At 68.3% G+C, this 3,450-nt stretch carries 4 protein-coding genes and 1 pseudogene; all 5 read left to right on the top strand.

The annotated features are described in order from the left end of the window. Positions 1-477 (top strand): hypoxanthine-guanine phosphoribosyltransferase (locus AC04L7_RS14790; protein WP_475513294.1); only part of this gene is annotated, 477 nt, incomplete at its 5' end. A 3-nt stretch (positions 478-480) separates the two neighbouring features. Continuing rightward, positions 481-1,227 carry an S-methyl-5'-thioinosine phosphorylase gene (locus tag AC04L7_RS14785; protein ID WP_475513293.1) on the top strand — a complete coding sequence of 249 codons (747 nt, stop codon included), beginning with the start codon at positions 481-483 and terminating at the stop codon, positions 1,225-1,227. Positions 1,228-1,317: 90 nt separating this feature from the next. Beyond that, on the top strand, positions 1,318-1,524 hold the full coding sequence (locus tag AC04L7_RS14780) for a cold-shock protein (RefSeq protein WP_055942196.1): 207 nt from the start codon (positions 1,318-1,320) through the stop codon (positions 1,522-1,524). 99 nt (positions 1,525-1,623) lie between these two features. Then, positions 1,624-2,859 carry an FAD-dependent oxidoreductase gene (locus AC04L7_RS14775; protein WP_475513292.1) on the top strand — a complete coding sequence of 412 codons (1,236 nt, stop codon included), beginning with the start codon at positions 1,624-1,626 and terminating at the stop codon, positions 2,857-2,859. 80 nt (positions 2,860-2,939) lie between these two features. After that, positions 2,940-3,450: pseudogene (locus AC04L7_RS14770) on the top strand (DNA alkylation response protein); the annotation flags it as partial.

The following is a 3,450-nucleotide window of genomic DNA, read 5'->3' as shown; positions in this document are numbered from 1 at the left end:
GCGCAGATGGCCGCGCCGATCGCGCGCGACTACGCCGGCGAAGTGCCGGTCTACCTGACCATCATGCATGGTGCGCTGCCGTTCGCCGGCCAGCTGTCGCTGGAACTGGGTGCGTTGGGGCTGGACCTGGAATTCGATTACCTGCATGCCACCCGCTACCGCGGCGAGACCACCGGTGGCGAACTGGTGTGGAAGCACCGCCCGGCGACGGCGCTGTATGGCCGCCGCGTGCTGCTGGTGGACGACATCCTCGACGAGGGCCACACGCTGCTTGCCGTGAAGCAGTGGTGCCTGGAGCAGGGCGCCACCGACGTACGCATCGCCGCGCTGACAACCAAGCAGCATGACCGCTGCGTGGCGGGCATCTGCGCGGACTACGTGGGGCTGGAGGTGGCGGACCGGTATGTGTTCGGGTTCGGCATGGACTACCACGAGCAGGGCCGCAACCTGCCGGGCATCTACGCGTTGAAGGACTGAGCCATGGGCGACATCGCGCTCGCCGTCATCGGCGGTACCGGCGTCTACAAGCTGGCGGACCTGCAGGACGTGCAGGCCCATGACCTCGACACGCGCTTCGGCGCGCCGTCCGGTCCRGTCCGTGTCGGGCTGCTGGACGGCCAGCGTGTGGCCTTCCTCGCGCGCCATGGCGAGGGTCATTCGGTGCCGCCGCACAAGATCAACTACCGCGCGAACCTGCAGGCGCTGAAGGACCTCGGCGCGACGCGCGTGCTGGCGTTGAACACCGTGGRCGGCATCACCGATGCCTGTGGTCCGCGCGTGCTGGCATGCCCGGACCAGCTGATCGACTACACCTGGGGTCGTGTCTCGACCGTTTGCGAGGAGCCCGGGACGGACGTGCTGCATGTGGACTTCGGTGATCCATACACGCATTTACTTCGTCAGCAGATCCTGGCGGCCGCGCATGAGGCGGGTGTCGCCCTGGTCGATGGCGGTTGCTACGGCGCTACCCAGGGGCCGCGCCTGGAGACGCGTGCGGAGATCCGTCGGATGCGTCGCGACGGATGCGACCTGGTCGGCATGACGGGCATGCCGGAAGCAGGYCTGGCACGGGAAATGGGCCTGGAATACGCCTGCCTCGCGATCGTCGCGAACTGGGCCGCCGGCTGCGGCACCGATGAAGAGATCACGATGGAGGAGGTGCTGGCGAACGTCGCCGCCGCCTCTGCCGGCATCCCCGCCCTGGTGGCCGCGTTGGCGCGAGGGTGATTGTCAACGCGCGCCGGGCTTTGCATACTCGGCGGGTGTGACGTCATGCCACACATTCCACCCGCATCCAGAAAAGGAAATACAAGCGCTATGCCGTACGGTACCGTGAAATGGTTCAACGATGCCAAGGGCTTCGGATTCATCGCGCCAGAAGATGGCAGCGCCGATGTCTTTGCGCACCACACCGCCATCAACAGCAAGGGCTTCCGCAGCCTGCAGGAAGGCCAGCGCGTCAGTTACGAGCTGACCCAGGGCCCGAAGGGCGCACAGGCATCCAACATCACGCCGGCAGCCTGATCCAAGACGATTTTCTTGAACCCCGCTCCGGCGGGGTTTTTTAACGCCTGTCGTTTCCGCTGCACCGGTTCGCCGCACGACCAAGGGACGCTTCGCGCCATGGATGCCCAGCACATCGCGATCATCGGCTACGGCACCGCGGGCCAGGCCGCAGCCGTGCTGCTGTCGCGTGACGGACACCGGGTGGAGGTGTTCGAGCGCGCACCGGAACTGGGGCCGGTCGGCGCCGGTTTCCTGCTGCAGCCCACCGGACTGCAGGTGCTGTGGGAACTGGGGTTGCTGCAGGACGTGATGGCGCACGGCCGACGCGTGAACCGCCTGTACGGTGAGACGCCCTGCGGTCGCGCGGTGATGGACATGCGCTACGCCGGTCTGGATGCCCGGCTGTTCGGCCTGGGCATGCAACGTGGCGCGTTGTTCTCGCTGCTGTCGGAGGCCTGGGCGGCGCACGGTGAGGTGCATCGGGGCCACGCCATCGAAGCGGTCGGTGACGATACCCGCCGCATCCGCGACCAGCACGGCCGCTGGCATGGTCCGTTCGATCTGGTGATCGCGGCGGACGGATCGGCGTCGAAGCTGCGCGGCGCCACCGGTGCGGTGAAGCGCGAAGCAGTCTACCCCTGGGGCGCACTGTGGCGGCTGGTGCCGCAAGGCGACTGGGCCTGGGGCGATGAGCTTCGGCAGCGTTACGTGGCGGCACGCAAGATGATCGGCCTGCTGCCGGTAGGCACGCGGCCCGGTGACGACACGCCGCGGATGAGCTTCTTCTGGAGCCTGCCCATCGCCGATTTCGATGACTGGCGCAYGCGTGGACTGACCGCCTGGCGCGACGAGATCGCTCAGCTGTGGCCCGAGGCGGACGCGCGCCTCGCCGACACCCTCGATCCCGACCAGTTGGCGCGCGCCAGCTATCGCGACATCACCCTGGGCCGGTGGCACCGCGACCGGCTCGTCGTCGTGGGCGATGCGGCCCACGGGATGAGTCCGCAGCTCGGGCAGGGCGTCAACATGGCCTTGATGGATGCGATGGCGTTGCGCGACGCGCTGCGCACGCACACCGGTGTTCCCGCCGCATTGCACGCCTACCAGCGGCAGCGGCAGGCGCATGTCGGGGTTTATCAGTTCTGGAGCCGCTGGCTGACCCCGATCTTCCAGTCCGACCGCGACTGGGTGGCGCACGCGCGTGACGTCGCCTTCCTGCCGGCCGGTCGACTGCCTGGCGGGCGGGGACACATGCTGCGGGTGTTGAGCGGCACGCAGCACGGATTCTTCGGCACGTTGAAGCTGAAGGCGGATTTCCTGCGTGCACTCGGCGACGTGGCGCCATCGGTCTAGGCAAGACGGCGGCGGCCCGCCTGCCGGCCGCGCCACGCGGTGATTTGCGCGAGAATCGGACGCGTCAGCAGGAGCCGGTGATGGACGAGTCCCTCTTCGAAACGCATCGTGTAGAAAACCAGCCGCCGCCGTTCGAGCCGCGCGACCTGTGGAAGGACGACGTGGTGCTGCGTGAGGCCGTGGTAGGCGAAGGAGGCGGGGCGTTCGCTGCGCGGCTTGCCGGCTACGGCGCACTCGCGGGCGACGAGCTGTATCGGCTCGGGTTCGACGCGAACCGCGACCGGCCGCGCCTGCGCACGCATGACCGTTCGGGCCGTCGCATCGACCTGGTCGAGTTCCATCCCGCCTATCACCGGTTGATGGATGTTGCTAAGACGCACGGTGTCGCCGGGCTGTCGTGGCACGCGCCGGCCCCCGGCGCGCATGTCGCGCGCGCTGCACTCAGCTATCTGCACCATCAGGCGGAGGCGGGCACCAGCTGTCCCCTGACGATGACCCACGCCGCCGTGCCCGTGCTGGCGCGCGAAAGCCGCCTTCGCGAATGGGCAACGAAGGCCGCCGCACCCCATTACGACCCGCGCGATGTACCGA

Source organism: Pseudoxanthomonas sp. LjRoot204_2, from assembly GCF_056175765.1.
The sequence above is the reverse complement of the archived record's forward strand: the minus strand, read 5'-3'. Positions and strand labels throughout refer to the sequence as shown.